General features: G+C 67.1%; 22 protein-coding genes. 17 read left to right on the top strand and 5 right to left on the bottom strand.

Annotated features, from left to right (window positions below):
• The first annotated feature begins 31 nt into the window (after positions 1 to 31).
• The 5 genes from ACSFBE_RS22930 to ACSFBE_RS22910 all read left to right on the top strand — a co-directional run bounded on the left by ACSFBE_RS22930 (position 32) and on the right by ACSFBE_RS22910 (position 4,697).
• A complete protein-coding gene (locus tag ACSFBE_RS22930; RefSeq protein ID WP_435492705.1) occupies positions 32 to 991 on the top strand; it encodes a LysR family transcriptional regulator in 960 nt (319 codons plus the stop codon).
• Between the two features lie 70 nt (positions 992 to 1,061).
• Positions 1,062 to 2,234 carry an MlaE family ABC transporter permease gene (locus ACSFBE_RS22925; protein WP_435492704.1) on the top strand — a complete coding sequence of 391 codons (1,173 nt, stop codon included), beginning with the start codon at positions 1,062 to 1,064 and terminating at the stop codon, positions 2,232 to 2,234.
• Entirely contained in the window at positions 2,231 to 3,052 is an 822-nt protein-coding gene (locus tag ACSFBE_RS22920) for an ABC transporter ATP-binding protein (protein ID WP_435492703.1), read from the top strand. The genes ACSFBE_RS22925 and ACSFBE_RS22920 overlap by 4 nt, the downstream gene beginning before the upstream one ends.
• 5 nt (positions 3,053 to 3,057) lie before the next feature.
• Entirely contained in the window at positions 3,058 to 4,038 is a 981-nt protein-coding gene (locus ACSFBE_RS22915) for an MlaD family protein (RefSeq protein WP_435492702.1), read from the top strand.
• Positions 4,039 to 4,049: 11 nt separating this feature from the next.
• Positions 4,050 to 4,697 carry an ABC-type transport auxiliary lipoprotein family protein gene (locus ACSFBE_RS22910; RefSeq protein ID WP_435492701.1) on the top strand — a complete coding sequence of 216 codons (648 nt, stop codon included), beginning with the start codon at positions 4,050 to 4,052 and terminating at the stop codon, positions 4,695 to 4,697.
• 21 nt (positions 4,698 to 4,718) lie between these two features.
• Here ACSFBE_RS22910 and ACSFBE_RS22905 read toward each other — a convergent pair whose 3' ends face one another.
• A complete protein-coding gene (locus ACSFBE_RS22905) occupies positions 4,719 to 5,366 on the bottom strand; it encodes a MarC family protein (RefSeq protein ID WP_435492784.1) in 648 nt (215 codons plus the stop codon).
• A 14-nt stretch (positions 5,367 to 5,380) separates the two neighbouring features.
• Positions 5,381 to 6,130 carry an SDR family oxidoreductase gene (locus ACSFBE_RS22900; protein WP_435492700.1) on the bottom strand — a complete coding sequence of 250 codons (750 nt, stop codon included), beginning with the start codon at positions 6,128 to 6,130 and terminating at the stop codon, positions 5,381 to 5,383.
• Between the two features lie 85 nt (positions 6,131 to 6,215).
• Here ACSFBE_RS22900 and ACSFBE_RS22895 point away from each other — a divergent pair, with 85 nt between their 5' ends.
• Positions 6,216 to 6,824 (top strand): 2-hydroxychromene-2-carboxylate isomerase, encoded by a 609-nt coding sequence (locus tag ACSFBE_RS22895; RefSeq protein WP_435492699.1) that lies wholly within the window; start codon positions 6,216 to 6,218, stop codon positions 6,822 to 6,824.
• Positions 6,825 to 6,852: 28 nt separating this feature from the next.
• Positions 6,853 to 7,536, top strand: a complete 684-nt coding sequence (locus ACSFBE_RS22890; protein WP_435492698.1) for a dienelactone hydrolase family protein — start codon at positions 6,853 to 6,855, stop codon at positions 7,534 to 7,536.
• 3 nt (positions 7,537 to 7,539) lie between these two features.
• Here ACSFBE_RS22890 and ACSFBE_RS22885 read toward each other — a convergent pair whose 3' ends face one another.
• Entirely contained in the window at positions 7,540 to 8,445 is a 906-nt protein-coding gene (locus tag ACSFBE_RS22885) for a LysR family transcriptional regulator (protein WP_435492697.1), read from the bottom strand.
• Between the two features lie 171 nt (positions 8,446 to 8,616).
• Between ACSFBE_RS22885 and ACSFBE_RS22880 the strand changes: the two genes are divergently transcribed.
• Positions 8,617 to 8,964, top strand: coding sequence for a hypothetical protein (locus tag ACSFBE_RS22880; protein WP_435492696.1), 348 nt, complete (start codon positions 8,617 to 8,619; stop codon positions 8,962 to 8,964).
• 95 nt (positions 8,965 to 9,059) lie between these two features.
• On the opposite strand, the gene ACSFBE_RS22875 is transcribed toward ACSFBE_RS22880, so the two are convergent.
• Together ACSFBE_RS22875 and hemB are read right to left on the bottom strand one after the other, a co-directional pair.
• Positions 9,060 to 10,196, bottom strand: coding sequence for a magnesium transporter CorA family protein (locus ACSFBE_RS22875; protein WP_435492695.1), 1,137 nt, complete (start codon positions 10,194 to 10,196; stop codon positions 9,060 to 9,062).
• A gap of 13 nt (positions 10,197 to 10,209) precedes the next feature.
• Entirely contained in the window at positions 10,210 to 11,217 is a 1,008-nt protein-coding gene (hemB, locus tag ACSFBE_RS22870; RefSeq protein WP_435492694.1) for a porphobilinogen synthase, read from the bottom strand.
• Positions 11,218 to 11,667: 450 nt separating this feature from the next.
• Between hemB and ACSFBE_RS22865 the strand changes: the two genes are divergently transcribed.
• From ACSFBE_RS22865 to ACSFBE_RS22825, 9 genes are all read left to right on the top strand, one after another.
• The gene (locus ACSFBE_RS22865) at positions 11,668 to 12,096 is read left to right on the top strand and encodes a CopD family protein (RefSeq protein ID WP_435492693.1); all 429 of its coding nucleotides are present in this window, start codon (positions 11,668 to 11,670) and stop codon (positions 12,094 to 12,096) included.
• Between the two features lie 40 nt (positions 12,097 to 12,136).
• The gene (locus ACSFBE_RS22860) at positions 12,137 to 13,249 is read left to right on the top strand and encodes a VanZ family protein (RefSeq protein WP_435492692.1); all 1,113 of its coding nucleotides are present in this window, start codon (positions 12,137 to 12,139) and stop codon (positions 13,247 to 13,249) included.
• Between the two features lie 9 nt (positions 13,250 to 13,258).
• Positions 13,259 to 13,612 (top strand): (2Fe-2S) ferredoxin domain-containing protein, encoded by a 354-nt coding sequence (locus ACSFBE_RS22855; protein ID WP_435492691.1) that lies wholly within the window; start codon positions 13,259 to 13,261, stop codon positions 13,610 to 13,612.
• 19 nt (positions 13,613 to 13,631) lie between these two features.
• A complete protein-coding gene (locus ACSFBE_RS22850; RefSeq protein ID WP_435492690.1) occupies positions 13,632 to 14,264 on the top strand; it encodes an alpha/beta hydrolase in 633 nt (210 codons plus the stop codon).
• Between the two features lie 23 nt (positions 14,265 to 14,287).
• Entirely contained in the window at positions 14,288 to 15,457 is a 1,170-nt protein-coding gene (locus ACSFBE_RS22845; RefSeq protein ID WP_435492689.1) for a D-alanyl-D-alanine carboxypeptidase family protein, read from the top strand.
• 138 nt (positions 15,458 to 15,595) lie between these two features.
• The gene (gene rpsL, locus ACSFBE_RS22840) at positions 15,596 to 15,973 is read left to right on the top strand and encodes a 30S ribosomal protein S12 (RefSeq protein ID WP_013543948.1); all 378 of its coding nucleotides are present in this window, start codon (positions 15,596 to 15,598) and stop codon (positions 15,971 to 15,973) included.
• A gap of 150 nt (positions 15,974 to 16,123) precedes the next feature.
• Positions 16,124 to 16,597: a 30S ribosomal protein S7 gene (rpsG, locus tag ACSFBE_RS22835; RefSeq protein WP_114968651.1), complete on the top strand. Its 474-nt coding sequence runs from the start codon at positions 16,124 to 16,126 to the stop codon at positions 16,595 to 16,597.
• An 84-nt stretch (positions 16,598 to 16,681) separates the two neighbouring features.
• Positions 16,682 to 18,781: an elongation factor G gene (fusA, locus tag ACSFBE_RS22830; RefSeq protein ID WP_435492688.1), complete on the top strand. Its 2,100-nt coding sequence runs from the start codon at positions 16,682 to 16,684 to the stop codon at positions 18,779 to 18,781.
• Positions 18,782 to 18,921: 140 nt separating this feature from the next.
• A partial coding sequence (locus ACSFBE_RS22825) for a GTP-binding protein (protein ID WP_296316415.1) occupies positions 18,922 to 19,034 on the top strand: 113 nt, incomplete at its 3' end.

The following is a 19,034-nucleotide window of genomic DNA, read 5'->3' as shown; positions in this document are numbered from 1 at the left end:
CTGATTGTTCGCGTTGATGAACAATGCAGTCATGGACTCTCGAAAGATCGAAGCGCTCTGGACCCACCTGCACGCCCTCACCGTGCTGGCGCAGCAGGGCAGCTACACGGCCGCCGCGCAGCGCCTGGGCGTGAGCAAGGCGGCGATGAGCCAGCGCATCGTCGAGCTGGAGCAGGCAGCGGGCGTGCCGCTGGTGCAGCGCACAACGCGCAGCGTGCGGCTCACCGAAGCCGGCCAGCGCCTGGTCGACGAGATGCGCCCGAACTTCGAGCAGATCTCCCACAGCTTCGCCGGCGTGCGCGACCTGGCCGGCGTGCCGCGCGGGCGGGTGCGGGTGACGGCACCGGTCGCCTTCGCACGCCAGCAACTGGTGCCGCGGTTGGCGGATTTCCTGCGCGCCTACCCCGAGGTGCGCATCGAGCTCGACCTGTCGGACCGGCTCCGCTCGCTGGCAATGGAAGGCTTCGACCTCGCGATCCGCCACACCGCCGCGCCGCCTGACACCCATGTCGCCTGGGTGCTGTGCCCGACGCGCTCGGTGCTGGCGGCCAGCCGCGGCTACCTGCGCCGCCGCGGCACGCCCGATTCGCCGGCGGCGCTCGCCGCGCACGACTGCCTGCATTACCCCCGCGCGCAGGACACGCCGACCTGGCACCTGGAGCGGCGCGCCGGTCGCGCCGGGAGTGCGGGAAGCGACGGCCAGCGCGTCACGGTGCCGGTGTCGGGCCCGCTGGCGGCCAACAACAGCGAGGCCTTGCGCGACGCGGCCCTGGCAGGGCTGGGCATCGCGCTGCTGCCGGACTTCAGCGCGCAGGCGGCGCTGCGCGCGGGCAAGCTGGTCGAGGTGCTGCCGCAGTGGACGCCGGTCGGCGCCTTCGGGGAGCGGCTGTATGCCATCCGCCCGTACGCGAGCCATGTGCCGCGCGCGGTGGCGGCCTTTGTCGCCTGGCTGCGCACCTCGCTGGCCGAGGGCTTTGGCGCCAAGCATTGACGCGCGCGTCATACCCTCCGGTTAGGATGACGCGCCACCACCAACGAGCCTCCCGGAACAGACCGCCTCCATGCCACTTTCCGCGCCGAACACTGCGCCTGCCACGCTCACCGCCGCGCCGAACGAGCCGGTGCGTGCACCGCCCCGCGTGGCGCGCGGTGGGGAAGGCGCGGCGGTGGCGGAAGGCCAGTGGACAGCCCTGGCCTTCTCGTCGCGCCAGGACTGGACCGTTCTCGCCGACAGCCTGCACGCGCTGCCGAACGGCGATGTCGCCTGGGACCTTCGTCCCATCGAGCAGCTGGACCACATCGGTGCCCAGGTGCTGTGGCGGCACTGGGGTGGCACCTGGCCCCAGCGCATCGAGATGGACCCGCCGCACAAGGCCGTGCTCGAGCACGTGGCGCGGTTCACCTGCGCCGCGCCGTCCGACGCCGGCCCCACGCTGGCCGACCGGCTCAAGGCCTACGCCCACCACGGCCCGCGCGCACTCGCGGTCGCGCGCGACCTCCTGCGGATGATCGGCCAGCTCGTGCTGGACATCGGCACCTTGGTCCGCGCACCGCACCGCGCGCCCTGGCGCGACCTGTCGGGCCAGCTCTACCAATTCGGCACCACGGCGCTGCCGATCACCGCGCTGGTGGGGGCGTTGATCGGCGTGGTGCTGGCCTACCTCATGTCGAACCAGCTGCGCAACTTCGGTGCAGAGGCTTTCATGGTCAACATCCTGGGCCTGTCGCTGATCCGCGAACTGGGGCCCGTGCTGGCCGCGGTGCTGGTCGCCGGCCGCTCGGGCTCGGCCATCACGGCGCAGATCGGCGTGATGCGGGTGACCGAGGAACTCGATGCCATGCGCGTCATGGGCATCCCGCACGGCTACCGGCTGGTGATGCCGCGGGTGCTGGCGTTGGCCATCGCGATGCCGCTCATCAGCATGTGGACCTCGATGGCGGCGCTCGCCGGCGGCATGGTCGCGGCCAACCTCACGCTCGACCTGTCGCCCGCTTATTTCATGCAGGCGCTGCCGCGCGCGGTGCCGCTGTCGAACCTCTGGCTGTCGCTCGGCAAGTCGGCGGTGTTCGGCGTCCTGATCGCGCTGGTGGGCTGCTACTTCGGCATGAAGGTCAAGCCCAACACCGAGAGCCTCGGGCGCGGCACGACCTCGTCGGTCGTGACCTCGATCACCGTGGTGATCCTGGTCGACGCGCTGTTCGCCGTGCTGTTCCGCAGCGTGGGGTTCCGATGATCGATGTGCCCGCAGCCGACGCGCCGGTGGTGGTCGACATCCGCAAGCTGTGGACGACCTTCAAGTCGCCCGACGGCGAGCAGGTGGTGCACCGCGACCTCGACCTGTCGATCCGCCGCGGCGAGGTGTTGTCGCTGGTCGGCGGCTCGGGCACCGGCAAGACGGTGCTGCTGCGCCAGATCCTCGGGCTCGAACATCCGACGCGCGGCGAGGTGACGGTGCTGGGCCAGCGCCCCGGCCAGCTGGGTGCCCGCGATGCGGCCAAGGTCGGCATGCTGTTCCAGCACGGCGCGCTGTTCTCGGCCTTCAGCGTGCTCGAGAACATCGCCTTCCCGTTGCGCGAACTGCGCCTGCTGCCCGACGACCTGATCCGCGACGCGGCCCTGGTCAAGCTGCAGATGGTGGGCCTGAAGCCCGAGCATGCCAACCGCAGCCCGTCGGACCTGTCGGGCGGCATGATCAAGCGCGTGGCCCTGGCGCGCGCGCTCATCATGGACGCGCCGCTGCTGCTGCTCGACGAGCCCACCGCCGGCCTCGACCCCGCGGCCTCCGACAGCTTCTGCGACCTGCTGCGCAGCCTGCACCGCGAGCTGGGGCTGACGGTGGTGATGGTCACGCACGACCTCGACACGCTGTTCGACCTCTCCACGCGCATCGCGGTACTGGCCGACCAGCGCGTCATCGTCTCGGGGCGCCCGCGCGAGGTGATCGCCTACGAGCACCCGTTCATCCACGACTACTTTCTGGGCGGGCGCGGCCAACGCGCCATGGAAGCCCTGCACGACACCCCCGCCGGCAACGCGCCGGCCGAAAGGTAGACCCCATGGAAAACAAGGCCCATGCCCTCGCCGCCGGCGCCTTCGTGCTCGGCCTGGTCGCCGTGCTCGTCGCGCTGGTGGTCTGGCTCACCCGCGACGACACGGTGCGCAACACCTACGAACTCTCGACCCGCGACGCGGTGAGCGGCCTGCAGCCGCAGGCGATGGTGCGCTACCGCGGCATCGCGGTGGGCAAGGTCACGGCCATCGACTTCGATCCGAAGGTCAAGGGCAACGTGCGGGTGCGCATCACCGTCGATCAGCGCGTGCCGCTCACGCAGTCGAGCTTCGCCACGCTGAGCTACCAGGGCGTCACCGGCCTGGCCTTCATCGCGATCGACGACAAGGGCGAGTCGCAGGTGGCGCTGGCGCCCGACGAGTCCAACCCGCCGCGCATCCCGCTCAAGCCTTCGGTGCTGGCGCAACTGCAGGACCGCGGCGAAGTCATCCTCAACCAGGTCGAGGAAGTGACGAAGCGGGTCAATGTGGTGCTGGGCGACACCAACCAGAAACGCATTGCCGACGCGCTGGAGAACATCGCGCAGGCCGCGGCCAGCGCCAACCAGTTGACCAAGCAGCTCGACAACACCGTCAAGACCGGCCTGAATCCGGCGCTCACGGCGCTGCCGCCGCTGATCGACCGCACGCGCGACACGATGGGCAGCGTCAAAACCGCGGCCGGCGACATCTCGCGCGTGGCCAACAACCTGAACACCACCGCCAACCGGCTCAACGCGCCCGATGGCCCGATCGACCGGCTGGGCGACGGCACCAAGGCGCTGTCGCAGGCGGTGGACAGCTTCAACATGGCGACGCTGCCGCGGATCAACCGCGTGGCCGACGACACGTCGGGCGCGGTGCGCCGCCTCGGCCGCGCCGCCGACGGCATCAACGACAACCCGCAGTCGCTGCTGTTCGGCAGCGGCGGCGCCGTCGCCGGCCCGGGCGAGCCGGGCTTTTCCGCACCGGCCGCTGCACGTCCTTGAGGTTGATGACCATGCCCACCACACGCTTTCTCCCCGCCGCGGTCTTTGCCGCTGCCGTCGTTCTTCTGGCCGGATGCGGCGCGCTGCCCGACCGGCCGTCGCGCGCGATGCTCTACGACTTCGGCCCGGTGTTGTCGGCCGGGGCACCCGCCCCCGGCGATGCGACACCGCGCCCGACGCTGTCGCTGGCCGAGATCGATGCCAGCGCACGGCTGGAGGGCACGCAGATCCTGTACCGACTGGCCTACGCGGACGCCAACGAGCTGCGGCCGTACGGGCAGTCGCGCTGGAGCGTGGCGCCCAACCAGTTGCTCTACAGGCGCCTGCGCGACGCCCTGGCCGAACGCCGCACGGTGCTCAGCCGGGAAGAGAGCGCGAGCCTGGCGCGCACGGCGGGCCGCGTGCCGCGCACGCTGCGCGTATCGCTCGAGGAATTCAGCCACTACTTCGAGGCGCCGACGCAGAGTGTCGGGCTGGTGCGGCTGCGTGCCACGCTCGTGCAGAGCGCGCCCGGCGGCGACAGCGTGGTGGCGCAGCGCAGCTTCACCGCGCAGCGCCCGGCGTCGAGTGCGGACGCGCCGGGTGGTGTGCGGGCGCTGGCCCTGGCCAGCGATGCGGCGATCGCGGAACTGGTCGCCTGGGTCGATCGGCAACCCTGAAGTCGACGCCGCCGTGCGCGCTCAGGGCACCGCGATCCGGCCGAGGATCGGAAACAGTTTTCCCAGCCCGTCGGCCATCACCTCGACCGCCAGCGCGGCGAGGATCAGGCCCATCAGCCGCGTCATCACGTTGATGCCGGTCTTGCCGAGCACGCGCGCGATCGGCTCGGCCAGGGAGAAGGCGATGCCGGTCGCCAGCCCGATCACCACGCCGTAGCCGACCAGCACGGCCAGCTCCCAGAGGTGGCGCGTCTTCTCGGCATAGATCACCATCGTCGACATGGTGGCCGGCCCGGTCAGCAGCGGGATGGTGAGCGGCACGACGGCGATCGACGCGCCCAGCGAGGCCTTGACCTCGGTGGCGCGGATCTCTTCCTTGTTGGTCTTGGCCTCGGCCGGCTGCGCGTTGAGCATGTTGAGCGAGCTGATGAGCAGCAGCATGCCGCCGCCGACCTGGAAGCTTGCGATCGAGATGCCGAAGAAGCCGAGCAACTGCAGGCCCAGCAGCGCGCTGATCGCGATCACCACGAAGGCGCTGAAGGCCGAGATCCACGCGGTGCGGCGGCGCTGGCGCTCGTTGTATTCCTGCGTGTAGTGGATGAAGAAGGGCACGATCGCCAGTGGGTTCACGATGGCCAGCAGCGTGATGAGCGGCTTGATCAGGTCCATCGTCGGGGTGGCCATCAGCGTCCCCTGGTGACGTCGAGCAGCGCTGCCGTCGTGTAGCTGGCCTCGGGCGAGAGCAGCCACAGCACGGCCCCGGCAATCTCTTCGGCGCTGCCGACGCGCTTCATCGGCACGGTGGGCGCGAGCATGGCGGCGCGCTCGGGCATGCCGCCGGAGGCGTGGATGTCGGTGGCGATCAGGCCCGGCCGCACCGCGTTCACGCGGATGCCTTCGTCGGCCACCTCCTTGGCCAGGCCGATCGTGAAGGCGTCGATGGCGCCCTTGCTCGCCGCGTAGTCGACGTATTGGCCGGGCGAGCCGAGCCGCGATGCCGCGCTGGAGATGTTGACGATGGCGCCGCCGCTGCCGCCATGCTTCGTGCTCATGCGCCGCACCGCTTCGCGGGCGCAGACGAAGCTGCCGATCACGTTGATGCGGAACATGCGCTCCAGCCGCGCCACGCTCATCTCGTCGACGCGTGCCTGCATGTCGACCACGCCCGCGTTGTTGACCAGGGCGGTGAGCCGACCGAGCTTGGCGTCGACCTTCTGGAACATGGCCAGCACCTGTGCCTCGTCGCCCACGTCGGCCTGCACCGCGATGGCGTTACCGCCGCCGGCGCGGATGGTGCGCACTACCTCGTCGGCCGCCAGCGAGTTGCTGGCGTAGTTGACCGCCACCGCATACCCGCGCTGTGCGGCGAGCAATGCGACGGCAGCACCGATGCCGCGACCACCGCCCGTGATCAAAAGGATCTGCTGGTCCAATTCCCGCCTCCTGCACGAAAGCCGTGCGTGGGTTAAAAAAGCGCCCCGGCGCGATTACATCATCGCTGCCTTCCTGGAGACATCCATGCCCCGTACCGTCGACTACTACTTCACCCCGCAGAGCCCCTGGACTTACCTCGGCCACGCCCGCTTCGCCGCCATCGCGCAGGCGGCGGGCGCCACTGTGCGGGTGCGGCCGGTCGACTTCGGCGCGGTGTTCCCGGTCTCGGGCGGCCTGCCGCTGGGCAAGCGCGCGCCGCAGCGCCAGGCCTATCGGCTGGTCGAGATGGCGCGCTTCTCGCAGCACCTGGGCCTGCCGATGAACGTCAAGCCGCGCTTCTTCCCGGTGGCGGGCGACGATGCATCCAAGCTCATCATCGCGGTCGACATGCAGGACGGCGCCGACGCGGCGATGCAGGTCTGCGGTGCGATCTTCACGGCCGTGTGGGTGCAGGAGCGCAACATCGCCGACCCGAAGGTGCTGTCGGCGATCGCCGTCGAATGCGGCCTGCCAAGCCAGCGCGTCGAGCAGTCGCAGAGCCAGGCCGTGCAGGAGCGCTACGAGGCCTACACGCAGGAAGCCATCGACGCGCAGGTATTCGGGGCCCCCACGTACGTGATCGACGGCGAACTGTTCTGGGGCCAGGATCGGCTGCACTTCGTCGAGCGCGTGCTGCAAAGCAAGCCCCACTGATTTCCTCAATCCAACCGGAGCAACGACCATGGGTCAATTCATCGATCTCGCCGCCAAAGACGGCTTCACCTTCCCCGCCTACGTGGCCGAGCCCGCGGGCCAGCCGAAGGGCGCCATCGTCGTGTTGCAGGAGATCTTCGGCGTCAACTCGCACATCCGCTCGGTGGCCGACGGCTACGCGGCCGCGGGCTACCTGGCGGTGGCACCGGCGACCTTCCACCGCGTGAAGCCCGGGGTCGAACTCGGCTACACCGGCGACGACATGCAGGCCGGCTCGGCGCTCAAGGCCGCGGTCGAAGCGCTGCCCGCCCCCGGCGTGCTGCAGGACGTGCAGGCCGCGGTGGAATACGCGGCGAAGGCCGGCAAGGTCGGCGTCGTGGGCTACTGCTGGGGCGGCCTGCTGACCTGGCGCTCGGCTGCAGGGGTGGCCGGCATCGCGGCGGCGGCGCCGTACTACGGCGGCGGCATGACCACGCCGGAAGAGGCGGCGCTCAGTCCCAAGGTGCCGGTGCTCGCGCACTTCGGCAGCAAGGACCACTGGATCTCGCTCGAGTCGGTCGAGGCCTTCAAGAAGGCGCAGCCCGAGGTCGAGGTGCATGTGTACGAAGCCGACCACGGCTTCAACTGCGACCAGCGCGGCTCGTACGACGCAGCCGCCGCCAAGCTGGCGAAGGAACGCACGCTGGCCTTCTTCGCCCAGCACGTGGGCTGACGCCTATTTCCTGATCGCTTTCGCGCGGGCTCCGATGCGGGTCTGCAGGAAGTCGAGCAGGGCCTTCAGCGCGGCGCTGTTGTGGCGCCGCTGCAGGTAGGCCGCGGACAGCCACATGTCGCCACGCACATAAGGCGCGAGCACCGGCACCAGCTCGCCGCGGTCGAGGTGCGGTTGCACCAGCAACGCCGGCATGTAGATCACGCCGAAGCCGTGCAGGGCCACCTCGATCAGCGGCCCGGCCTCGGTGGCGTCCATGCGGCTTTTCACCGACACGTCCAGCGGCTTGCCTTCCACGTCGAAGCGCCATTGAGGATGCGTGCCCAGGCGTGAATGCGTCAAGGCGTCGTGGCCGACCAGATCGGACGGGTGCGCGGGCGTGCCGTGTTTCTTCCAGTACAGCGGCGACGCACACACCACCAGCGGCATTTGCAGCAGCTTGCGCACGATCAGGTTGTCGTCGGCGATGGGCCCGAAGCGCAAGGCGACATCGATCGCTTCTTCGGCCATGTCGACCGTGCGGTTGCTCAGGTGCAGGCTGATGCTGACGTCGGGGTAGTAGCCCATGAACTGCGCCAACAGCGTGGGCAGGTCGCCCTGGCCCATGCCGTGCGGGGCCGAGATGCGCAGGCGGCCGGTGGGCCGGCTCGCATGCTCCTGGATCTCGGCCTGCGTGAGCGCCACCATCTCCATCACGGGCGTGCTGCGTTCGAGCAGCAGCGCGCCGGCGTCGGTCAGGCTCACCGAGCGTGTCGAGCGGTTGAGCAGCCGCACGCCGAAGCGGGTTTCGAGTTCGGCAACGTACTTGCTGACCGTGGCTTTCGACATGTCGAGCCGCTTGGCCGCGCGCGAGAAACTGCCCAGGGTTGCGACCTCTCGGAAGGTCTTCAGAAGGTCGAAGCTGTCCATTTTTTAAGAGCGGGCGCGCCGGTTTGCGGCGCGTTCCATTGTTTCGTTTTCATGAACACGGTGGTTCGTTTTCTCACGGGTTTACCCGGCATTTTCCTTCGAGAATTTGTTCCACGGGCCAGCCGCCAGATGCCAGCCCGATCTTTGAATAAACATCCGAGGAAACGAAAAATGAAGACCACCCAGATCATCGCTGCTGCTGCCCTGACCCTGCTCGCCGCTGTCGGCGCCCAAGCCGAAACCTACGACGGCGTTCAGCAAGTCGTGTCGGTCAAGAGCCGTGCCACGGTCGACGCCGAAGCCGTCGCTGCTGCGCGCGCACCGGACCAGAACATCAACCGCAGCTCGAAGGTCGCGCCGGCCCTGGCGTCGCCGGCCAGCCGCGCTGCCGTGGCCGCCGAAGCTGTCGCTTCGGCCAACGCCGCCAACCAGAACCTGGACCGCAAGTCCTTCGTGAACAGCACGGTGCCGGCCGAGTACACCAACGGTTCGCTCGCCACCAAGCGCGCCGGCCTGTGATCGCGGCGGCCGCCCCGTGCGGCCGCGGTTGATTCAGACCTTCGACAAAAAGGCCGGACGGTGCATCGCACCGCCCGGCCTTTGTTCGTGCCGACTCAGTGCGCGGTGCGGGCGAGGTAGCGCTTGCGCCAGAACACCAGGACCAGCGTCACGGCGATGACGCCCATCGAGCCCATCGCGATCCAGAAGCCATCGGCCTTGTGGATCAGCGGGATGAATTCGAAGTTCATCCCGAAGATGCCGGCAATCAGGTTGAGCGGCAGGAAGATGGCGGTGAGTGCTGTCAGCACCCGCATGATGTCGTTGGCACGGTGGCTCTGCACGCTGAAGTGCATCTGCACGGCCGTTTCGGCGTTCTGCTCGAGCCGGCGCACATGGTGCACCACGCGTTCGATGTGTTCGAGTACATCGCGGCTGCGCACCATGATCAGCTCGCGCTCGCGCACTTCGGTGGGCAGGTCGGGGGTGGGCAGTGTCTCCATCGCGTCGATCCAGTCCTGGACAGCCGAACGCTGGTCTTCGCAGATCTCGTTGAGGTGGTGCAGCGACTGCCGCGCTTCCATCAGCGCACTCCAGTTGGTGAAGCGGCTGCGCGGATCGATCAGCTCGGCCTGCCAGTGGTCGAGCTGGCGGGTGAGTTCGCGCCGCAGGTCCAGATAGGCATCGACGATCTGGTTCACCACCCGCAGCATCAGGTCGGCCGGCCCGGTGGGAACCCGGGCGCTGGTGGCGCGCGCATCGAGGGCCGGGGCTGCCGCATCGGCGCGATCACCGAGTGCGGCTGCCATCAGCTTGGCGGCATAGACGTCGCGCACCGCGCCGTCTTCCGGGTGCACCGAGAGCAGCACCCGGTCGAACACCGCGAAGCCGACCGGTCGGGTGTCGACGCGCCGCAGCACCGGCGGACCTCTGCGACCGGTCGCCGGTTCGCCGGCCGGCACCGCGCTGCGTTGCCCCGCCGCCAGGCGGCGGAACACGAGCACGTCGTACTGCGAGGTGTAGTCGTAATGCGAGGGCAACTGGTCGTTGAGCAGGTCGCTCACATGCAGGTCGACCAACTGCATGCCGCACAAGGTCTGCAGAATGTCCTGCACGTCGGCCAGCGATGCGCGGAACTCGTCGCGGGTCAGCGAGAGCCACACGTAGCCGTTCTGGCATGCGCCGGGCAATGCCAGGGGCGCCAGGGCGTCGTGTTCGGCGACCTGCGAGCCGGTGATCTCGAAAATTCGCACGGGACCGGCTGCTTCAGCGCTGCTGCTTCAGCAGCCGGGCGGCTTCGAGCGCGAAGTAGGTCAGCACGCCATCGGCGCCCGCGCGCTTGAAGGCCAGCAGGCTTTCAAGCATGACCGCGTCGTGGTCGAGCCAGCCGTTCTGCGCGGCGGCCTTGAGCATCGCGTACTCGCCGCTCACCTGGTAGGCGAAGGTGGGCACACGAAACTCGTCCTTCACGCGCCGCACGATGTCCAGGTAGGGCATGCCGGGCTTCACCATCACCATGTCGGCGCCCTCGGCAATGTCGATGCCGACCTCGCGCAGCGCCTCGTCGCTGTTGCCCGGGTCCATCTGATAGACCTTCTTGTTGCTCTTGCCAAGATTCGTGGCGGAGCCGACCGCGTCGCGGAACGGGCCGTAGAAGGCGCTCGCGTACTTGGCGCTGTACGCCATGATCCGCGTGTGGATGTCGCCGTTGGCTTCGAGCGCATCGCGCACCGCGCCGATGCGGCCGTCCATCATGTCGCTCGGCGCGACGATGTCGACGCCGGCCCCGGCCTGCGTCAGCGCCTGCTTCACCAGTACCTCGACCGTCGGGTCGTTGAGCACATAGCCGGTGTCGTCGAGCAGGCCGTCCTGGCCGTGGCTGGTGTAGGGGTCGAGCGCCACGTCGGTCATCACGCCCAGTTCGGGGAAGCGCGACTTGAGGGCCGACACGACGCGCGGGATCAGGCCGTCGGGATTGAAGGCCTCGTCGCCGGCCGGGGTCTTGAGCGCGCCGTCGATCACCGGGAACAGCGCCATCACCGGGATGCCGAGTGCCACGCATTCCTCGGCCACCGGCAGCAGGGTGTCGAGGCTGAAGCGCTCCACGCCGGGCATCGAGGCCACCGCATCGCGCTTGTTCTGCCCTTCCTGCACGAACACGGGGTAGATCAGGTCGTGCGCGCTGAGCGCGTGCTCGCGGACCAGGTTGCGCGTGAAGCTGTCGCGGCGGAGGCGGCGCGGTCGGCCAGCGGGGAAGGGGGCATGCAGGGTCATGTCGAAAATTGTGCCCGATGTGGCCTTCACGCCGCTTCGGCGTCCGGTCGCGCCGTGCGCAACGGGGGCTGGGCACGAAGCGAAGGGGAGGTGACGGAATGTGCAAATGTCAGAAAAAGTTAACCATTTGCTTGATACGTTGATTTTGCTTTGTTAAATTCTGACCTGGGCGGCTTGCCGCTCCCCGCTTTTCCTCCCTGAGCGGGTGCCTTGATGTGTGACAGCAAAAGGGCTTCCCAGCCCGACGCTTTGGCGTCGGGCTTTTTTTTGAACATTTTTGCTCGCCCCCAGGTCGCGCGCACTGCGTGTCGCGCTCCGCACCCCCTACCGGGGGCAACACCGGCGGCCGGGCGGAGCCGTTCCGCGGTGTTTCACGAACAGAGCGCGCCTCGACGTCTGCCGGGGCACGGTCTGTGCGGTCTTTGTTCAGCTCCCACTAAACTGGCCGCCATGCTCTGGATCAAATCGCTGCACATCGTCTTCATCGCCAGCTGGTTTGCCGGACTCTTCTATCTCCCACGCATCTTCGTCAATCTCGCCATGGTGCCGCCCGGCTCCGAAGCGGAGCGTGCCCGCCTGCTGCTGATGGCGCGCAAGCTGCTGCGCTTCACGACCTTCCTGGCCGCGCCGGCGATCGTTTTCGGCATCTGGCTGTGGATGGGCTACGGCATCGGCCGCGGCCCGGGCAATGGATGGATGCACGCCAAGCTGGCGCTGGTGCTGGTCGTGATCGGCTACCACCACGGCTGCGCGGTGATCCTGCGAAAGCTCGCCGCCGGCACGGACCGGCGCAGCCACCGCTGGTACCGCTGGTTCAACGAATTGCCGGTGCTGCTGCTGCTGGCGATCGTGGTGCTGGTCGTGGTCAAACCCTTCTGAGGCGGCGCCGGTCGACCGTGCCTCACGTCCGCATCGCCCGGTGAGCACCCCGCACAAGTCCGCCGCCCTGCCGCTTGCGCTGGCCTATGCAGCGCTGATCGTCTACGCCAGCCTCTATCCGTTCGCGGACTGGCGCGACCAGGGCATCGCGCCGTGGTCCTACCTGTGGGCGCCGTGGCCCAAGTACTGGACTGTCTTCGATTTCGGCATCAACGTGGCGGGCTATGTCCCCCTGGGGGCGCTGATGGCGCTGGCGGTGCTGAGGACGCGGCCCGGCGTCGGTGGCGGGCAGGCGGTGTTGCGGGCCGGGCTTGCCGGCGCTGCCATCGCCTTCGCGATGGAGACCCTGCAAAGCTACCTGCCGGCGCGCATCCCGTCGAACGTCGACCTGGGCCTGAACACGCTCGGCGCGTTCGCTGGCGCCGTGCTGGCCGCAGCGCTCGAGCGCGCGGGCGCCGTTGCCCACTGGGCCCGCGCCCGCTCGTACTGGTTCGTCGAGGACGCGCGCGGTGGCCTGGTGCTGCTGGCGCTGTGGCCGGTGGCCTTGCTCTTTCCGGCGGCGGTGACCTTCGGGCTCGGCCAGGTCTTCGAGCGGCTCGAGGCGGCGATCGCGGAATGGCTGGCCGACACCCCTTTTCTCGACTGGATGCCGCTGCGCCAGTTCGAGCTGCAGCCGCTGGTGCCGGCCGTCGAACTGCTGTGCGTCATGCTTGGCGCGCTGGTGCCGTGCCTGCTCGGTTTCCTGGTCACGCGATCGGCCTCGCGTCGCGCCCTGCTGATGCCGGCGACCCTGCTCGCCGGTGTGGCGGCCAGCGCCTTGTCGGCCGCCCTGAGCTGGGGCCCGCAGCACGCCTGGGCCTGGCTGAGCCTGCCGGTCCAACTCGGCATCGCGGCGGCGGTGATCGTGGGCATGCTGCTCCTCGGCGCGCCCCGCCGGCTCTGTGCCGCGCTGCTGCTGGTGGCGCTGGTGCTGCATCTGAGTCTGCTGAACCAGGCGCCCGAGAGCGCCTACTTCGCGCAGACGCTGGCCACCTGGGAGCAGGGGCGCTTCATCCGTTTCCACGGGCTGGCGCAGTGGCTGGGCTGGCTGTGGCCCTTCGCGACACTGGGCTACGTGCTGGTGGCGCTGTCGCGTCGGGTGCGCCAAACCTAGAATCGGTCGATGTCCAGTTCACCGACTTCCGCCGCGTCTGGCTACTACGCGCGCCACATCTTTTTCTGCCTGAACGAACGCAAGAATGGCGAGGACGCCTGCGCCAAGCACCACGCGCAGGAAGGCTTCGACCGCTGCAAGTCGAAGGTGAAGGAAGCGGGGCTCGCTGGCGTGGGCCAGGTGCGCGTCAACAAGGCGGGCTGTCTGGATCGCTGCGCCGGCGGCCCGGTGGCGGTGGTGTATCCGGAAGCGGTCTGGTACACCTTCGTGGACGCTGACGACATCGACGAGATCGTCGAGTCGCACCTGAAGAATGGCCAGATCGTCGAGCGGCTGCTGCTGCCGTCCGACGTCGGCCGCTGACCGCGAAACTGCGCTCGTGATGAATTCGCAGACCGAAAAACTCCGCCTGGAAGGGGGGGTGGGCGTGATCGAAGCCCAGCGCGACCGGCCGGCCGATGGTGCTGCATCGCGCGGCGTCGCCGTGATCGCCCACCCGCATCCGCTCTTCGGCGGCACCATGGACAACAAGGTGGTGCAGACGCTGGCACGCGCCTTCGTGGCGAGCGGCTGGACGGCGGTGCGCTTCAACTTCCGCGGCGTCGGCGCCAGCGAAGGCGTGCATGACGACGGGCGCGGCGAAGCCGAGGACTTCGCCGCACTGCTGGCGCAGGTCGCGCCGGAGGGCCCGGTGGCCGTGGCGGGCTTCTCCTTCGGCGGTTTTGTGGCGGTCAACGCGCTGCAGACCTTGTGGTCGGCGCGCGAGGTTCAGCAAGTGGTGCTTGTGGGGACCAGCGTGGCGCGCGTGGTGCCGCCGCCGCTGCCCGAAGGCGCGCTCGAACGGGCACTGGTCGTGCACGGCGAGGCCGACGACACGGTCGCCCTGTCGGCCGTGATGGATTGGGCGCGGCCGCAGTCACTTCCTGTCACAGTCGTTCCCGGAGGCGGCCATTTCTTTCACGGACAATTGCCGCTCTTGAAAAATCTCGTGGCCCGCCATCTGCGCGCGGGCTGATTGCAGGTCGTCCCCCATCTCCCATGAATCGTTTGTCTGACGCGCTCCGCGCGCTGGTGCTGGCCGCTGCCGCATCCTTCTCCATGCTTGCTTCGGCCCAGGTGCCGGCACCACCCGAGGTGGCAGCGCGCAGCTACCTGCTGCTCGACGTCACCGCCAACCAGCTCCTGGCGCAAAAAGACATCGACAGCCCGGTCGAACCGGCCTCGCTGACCAAGCTGATGTCGGCTTATCTGGTGTTCGACGCCCTGAAGTCCAAGAAGATCAGTCTGACGCAGGCGCTGCCCGTGAGCGCACGGGCTTGGAAGATGCCGGGCTCGCGCATGTTCATCGACCCGAAGATGCAGGTGCCGGTCGACGACCTCGTCAAGGGAATGATCGTCCAGTCGGGCAATGACGCCACCATGGCGCTGGCCGAGGCGGTCGGCGGCACGGCCGAGCACTTTGTCGAGCTCATGAACGAGCAGGCCAAGGCGCTTGGCATGAAGGCCACGGCCTACAAGAACCCCGAAGGCCTGACGGTGCCCGGCCACACCACGACGGCGCGCGACCTGAGCATCCTGGCCACGCGGCTGATTCGCGACTTTCCGGAGTACGTCCACTACTACGCGATCAAGAAGTACCGTTACCCGGGCACGCCCTCGACCAACGACACCAACCGAAATCTGCTGCTGTTCCGCGATCCGACGGTCGACGGCCTGAAGACCGGCCACACCGATGCGGCCGGCTACTGCATGATCGTCACCGCCAAGCGCGACTTCCCGAACCTCGGCGGCGGACGGCGTCTGTTGTCGATCGTGCTGGGCGCATCGAGCGAAAACGTTCGCGCGAACGAGTCGCAGAAGCTGCTCAACTGGGGCTACACCGCCTACGACGCCGTCAAGCTGTTCGATGCCAATCAGCCCGCCGCCACGCCGCCTGTCTGGAAGGGCAAGGCCGACACGGTCAAGCTGGGCCGGCCCGAGCCGATCGTGGTGGCGGTGCCCGCCGGCTCTGCGAGCAAGATCAAGACCCAGGTCGCGCGCCCGGAGCCGCTGGTGGCGCCGTTCGCCAGGAACCAGGCCGTCGGTTCGCTCAAGGTCACGCTGGGCGACGAGCCGGTCGCCGAAGTCCCCCTGGTTGTGCTCGAGCCGGTGGAGCAGGCCGGCATCCTGGGCCGGGCATGGGACGCCCTGCGCCTCTGGATCAAGTAATCCGCCCCAAGGCCTGGGCGGCCTGCTATACTCGCAGGCTTTTCGGAAATTTCCGAAGGGTTTCACGTTTTCGTCATTTCCCGGCCTCTCATGTCACGATGAGGCGCAAGGTCGGGGTGTTTTGGGATTCATTCATTCATGCCAACCATCAATCAACTGGTGCGTCAGGGTCGAACGGTCGAAAAGATCAATTCGAAGAGCCCTGCCATGCAGAACTCGCCGCAACGCCGCGGTGTCTGCACCCGCGTCTACACCACGACGCCTAAGAAGCCCAACTCGGCGCTGCGTAAGGTCGCCAAGGTGCGCCTGACCAACGGCTTCGAAGTCATCTCCTACATCGGCGGCGAAGGCCACAACCTGCAGGAACACAGCGTCGTGCTGGTTCGCGGCGGTCGTGTCAAGGACTTGCCCGGTGTTCGCTACCACATCGTGCGCGGTTCGCTCGACTTGCAAGGCGTGAAAGACCGCAAGCAGTCGCGTTCCAAGTACGGCGCGAAGCGTCCCAAGAAGGCTTAAGCCTTCCTGTCATCAGAAAACAAGCGGTGTTCGGTTGCCTTGGCGGGCACATCGAGCGAAGTGACCCAATGTCGGGTCGAGTAAGTGAGAGTTCTTGTTGGCTCTCGCGGCACCGGAATCGGTGCCAACTGAAGCAAAGAGGTTAGTAACATGCCACGTCGTCGCGAAGTCCCCAAACGTGAAATCCTGCCGGACCCGAAGTTCGGCAATGTCGAGCTGTCCAAATTCATGAACGTGATCATGGAAGGCGGCAAGAAGGCTGTGGCCGAACGCATCATTTATGGTGCGCTCGAGCAGATCGAGAAGAAGAACCCGGGCAAGGACCCGGTCGAAGCCTTCACGATGGCCATCAACAATGTGAAGCCGATGGTCGAAGTGAAGTCGCGCCGCGTCGGTGGCGCGAACTACCAGGTGCCCGTCGAAGTGCGCCCGGTGCGCCGTCTGGCGCTGTCGATGCGCTGGATCAAGGAAGCCGCCCGCAAGCGTGGCGAGAAGTCGATGGCCCTGCGTCTGGCCAACGAACTCATGGAAGCCACGGAAGGCCGTGGCGGTGCCATGAAGAAGCGCGATGAAGTGCACCGCATGGCTGAAGCCAACAAGGCGTTCAGCCACTTCCGCTTCTAAAGAACCGTCCTTAAATCAGACAGGCTGGAAGCCCGACCTACCGTGTGGTGGGCGGGCTTTCATCCGTTAACGGAGTAAATTTTCATGGCACGCAATACCCCCATCGAGCGCTACCGCAACATCGGTATCTCGGCGCACATCGACGCTGGCAAAACCACGACGACCGAGCGCATCCTGTTTTACACGGGCGTGAATCACAAGATCGGCGAAGTGCACGATGGCGCTGCCACGATGGACTGGATGGAGCAGGAGCAGGAGCGTGGCATCACGATCACCTCGGCTGCTACCACCTGCTTCTGGAAGGGCATGGCCGGTACGTTCGACGAACACCGCATCAACATCATCGACACCCCCGGCCACGTGGACTTCACGATTGAAGTCGAGCGCTCGATGCGCGTACTCGACGGCGCTGTGATGGTCTATGACGCCGTCGGCGGCGTGCAGCCCCAGTCGGAAACCGTCTGGCGCCAAGCCAACAAGTACAAGGTTCCGCGCCTCGCGTTCGTCAACAAGATGGACCGCACCGGCGCCGACTTCCTGCGCGTGCGCCAGATGATGGTCGACCGCCTGAAGGCCAACCCGGTCGTGATCCAGATCCCGATCGGTGCCGAAGACCGCTTCCAAGGCATCGTCGACCTCGTCAAGATGAAGTCGATCATCTGGGACGACGACAAGGGCGTGACCTTCAAATACGGTGAAATCCCTGCCGACCTCGCCGACGTGTGCGCCGAATACCGCGAGAAGCTGGTAGAGGCCGCTGCCGAGTCGAGTGAAGAGCTGATGAACAAGTACCTCGAGGGCGAGGCCCTGACTGAACTCGAGATCAAGGCTGGCATCCGTCAGCGCACCATCGCCGGCGAGATTCAGCCGATGCTGTGCGGCTCCGCGTTCAAGAACAAGGGCGTCCAAGCCATGCTCGACGCCGTCGTCGAATACATGCCCGCACCGACCGACATTCCGCCTGTCAAGGGCATGGATGAAGACGAGGTACCGACGACCCGCAAGGCCGACGACGGCGAAAAGTTCTCGGCGCTGGCGTTCAAGCTGATGACCGACCCGTTCGTGGGCCAGTTGACCTTCGTGCGCGTCTATTCGGGCGTGTTGACCAAGGGCGACAGCGTCTACAACCCGGTGCGCGGCAAGAAAGAGCGCATTGGCCGGATTGTGCAGATGCATGCCAACAACCGCGTGGAAGTCAACGAAATTCGCGCTGGCGACATTGCCGCCTGCATCGGTTTGAAGGAAGTGACCACGGGTGAAACCTTGTGCGATCCGACCTCGATCCTGACGCTCGAGCGCATGGTGTTCCCGGAATCGGTGATCTCGCAAGCGGTCGAGCCCAAGACCAAGGTTGACCAGGAAAAGATGGGCATCGCATTGCAGCGTCTGGCGCAGGAAGATCCGTCCTTCCGCGTGAAGACCGACGAAGAGTCGGGCCAGACCATCATCGCCGGCATGGGTGAACTGCATCTGGAAATCATCGTGGACCGCATGAAGCGCGAGTTCGGCGTGGAAGCCAACGTCGGCAAGCCGCAGGTGGCTTACCGCGAAACGATCCGCAAGACCGTCGAAGATGCCGAAGGCAAGTTCGTTCGCCAGTCGGGCGGTAAGGGTCAGTATGGCCACGTCGTGCTCAAGGTCGAGCCGCAAGAGCCGGGCAAGGGTTTCGAGTTCGTCGACGCCATCAAGGGCGGCGTGGTTCCTCGCGAATACATCCCCGCGGTCGAAAAGGGCGTCATCGAAGCATTGGGCCAGGGCGTGCTCGCCGGTTATCCGGTGGTGGACGTCAAGGTCACGCTGCACTTCGGTTCGTACCACGACGTGGACTCGAACGAAATGGCATTCAAGATGGCCGCGATCTTTGGTTTCAAGGAAGGCTGCCGCAAGGCCAGTCCGGTGATCCTCGAGCCGATGATGGCCGTGGAAGTCGAAACGCCTGAAGACTACGCCGGCAACGTGATGGGCGATCTGTCCAGCCGTCGCGGCATGGTGCAAGGCATGGAAGACATGATGGGTGGCGGCAAGGCCATCAAGGCCGAAGTGCCCTTGTCGGAAATGTTCGGCTACTCGACCACGCTGCGCTCGATGTCGCAAGGCCGGGCCACGTACACGATGGAGTTCAAGCACTACGCTGAAGCGCCCCGCAACGTGGCCGAGGCGATCGTCGCTTCTCGCGCCAAGTAAGTTTCAAGAATGTGGGGCCGCGCGGTGCGCGGCTCTTCTTGTCTGCGATCCGGTGCCGCCCTGTTCCCGTGCGGGGCGAACCAGCAATCGGATGCAGACATAAAACCAATACACGGGACTGCTCTTTCTAAGGATTGAAAATGGCAAAAGGTAAATTCACCCGCACCAAGCCGCACGTGAACGTGGGCACGATCGGTCACGTCGACCATGGCAAGACCACGCTGACGGCGGCGATCGCCACGGTGCTGTCGGC

This window comes from Variovorax sucrosi (assembly GCF_051216635.1).
GTDB lineage: Bacteria > Pseudomonadota > Gammaproteobacteria > Burkholderiales > Burkholderiaceae_C > Variovorax.
The sequence above is the reverse complement of the archived record's forward strand: the minus strand, read 5'-3'. Positions and strand labels throughout refer to the sequence as shown.

What these genes read in the sequence shown, in the direction of transcription:
- ACSFBE_RS22930 (WP_435492705.1), top strand. Translation starts at nt 32, where the DNA reads ATGGACTCTCGAAAGATCGAAGCGCTCTGGACCCACCTGCACGCCCTC.
- ACSFBE_RS22925 (WP_435492704.1), top strand. Translation starts at nt 1,062, where the DNA reads ATGCCACTTTCCGCGCCGAACACTGCGCCTGCCACGCTCACCGCCGCG.
- ACSFBE_RS22920 (WP_435492703.1), top strand. Translation starts at nt 2,231, where the DNA reads ATGATCGATGTGCCCGCAGCCGACGCGCCGGTGGTGGTCGACATCCGC.
- ACSFBE_RS22915 (WP_435492702.1), top strand. Translation starts at nt 3,058, where the DNA reads ATGGAAAACAAGGCCCATGCCCTCGCCGCCGGCGCCTTCGTGCTCGGC.
- ACSFBE_RS22910 (WP_435492701.1), top strand. Translation starts at nt 4,050, where the DNA reads ATGCCCACCACACGCTTTCTCCCCGCCGCGGTCTTTGCCGCTGCCGTC.
- ACSFBE_RS22905 (WP_435492784.1), bottom strand. Translation starts at nt 5,366, where the DNA reads ATGGACCTGATCAAGCCGCTCATCACGCTGCTGGCCATCGTGAACCCA.
- ACSFBE_RS22895 (WP_435492699.1), top strand. Translation starts at nt 6,216, where the DNA reads ATGCCCCGTACCGTCGACTACTACTTCACCCCGCAGAGCCCCTGGACT.
- ACSFBE_RS22890 (WP_435492698.1), top strand. Translation starts at nt 6,853, where the DNA reads ATGGGTCAATTCATCGATCTCGCCGCCAAAGACGGCTTCACCTTCCCC.
- ACSFBE_RS22885 (WP_435492697.1), bottom strand. Translation starts at nt 8,445, where the DNA reads ATGGACAGCTTCGACCTTCTGAAGACCTTCCGAGAGGTCGCAACCCTG.
- ACSFBE_RS22880 (WP_435492696.1), top strand. Translation starts at nt 8,617, where the DNA reads ATGAAGACCACCCAGATCATCGCTGCTGCTGCCCTGACCCTGCTCGCC.
- hemB (WP_435492694.1), bottom strand. Translation starts at nt 11,217, where the DNA reads ATGACCCTGCATGCCCCCTTCCCCGCTGGCCGACCGCGCCGCCTCCGC.
- ACSFBE_RS22865 (WP_435492693.1), top strand. Translation starts at nt 11,668, where the DNA reads ATGCTCTGGATCAAATCGCTGCACATCGTCTTCATCGCCAGCTGGTTT.
- ACSFBE_RS22855 (WP_435492691.1), top strand. Translation starts at nt 13,259, where the DNA reads ATGTCCAGTTCACCGACTTCCGCCGCGTCTGGCTACTACGCGCGCCAC.
- ACSFBE_RS22850 (WP_435492690.1), top strand. Translation starts at nt 13,632, where the DNA reads ATGAATTCGCAGACCGAAAAACTCCGCCTGGAAGGGGGGGTGGGCGTG.
- ACSFBE_RS22845 (WP_435492689.1), top strand. Translation starts at nt 14,288, where the DNA reads ATGAATCGTTTGTCTGACGCGCTCCGCGCGCTGGTGCTGGCCGCTGCC.
- rpsL (WP_013543948.1), top strand. Translation starts at nt 15,596, where the DNA reads ATGCCAACCATCAATCAACTGGTGCGTCAGGGTCGAACGGTCGAAAAG.
- rpsG (WP_114968651.1), top strand. Translation starts at nt 16,124, where the DNA reads ATGCCACGTCGTCGCGAAGTCCCCAAACGTGAAATCCTGCCGGACCCG.
- fusA (WP_435492688.1), top strand. Translation starts at nt 16,682, where the DNA reads ATGGCACGCAATACCCCCATCGAGCGCTACCGCAACATCGGTATCTCG.